Genomic DNA, 206 nt, shown 5'->3' with positions numbered 1-206 from the left:
CCAGTGTTAAAGTGTCAATGATCTCACTGGCAATTCGATTCCTCTGAAAGGCTGGCTTTTCAGGGATCTTCTCCAAAACCCCCGCCGTTTCCTTTAAAACCTCAACCCATTGTTGAACCTTCGCATTCTGCTTGCCCAATTGCCCCGCATAACTCCCCGCATACCATTGCGAAAACGTCCCATCCGGCATACCAATGCGCCGCGCC

At 51.5% G+C, this 206-nt stretch carries 1 pseudogene; it reads right to left on the bottom strand.

Features of this window, described 5'->3' with window-relative positions:
• A pseudogene (locus J7R12_RS08870) lies at positions 1-206 on the bottom strand (AAA family ATPase); the annotation flags it as partial.

The sequence above is a fragment of the Bartonella vinsonii subsp. vinsonii genome, from assembly GCF_902825235.1.
GTDB lineage: Bacteria > Pseudomonadota > Alphaproteobacteria > Rhizobiales > Rhizobiaceae > Bartonella > Bartonella vinsonii.
This window is presented reverse-complemented; position numbering and strand designations above follow the sequence as displayed.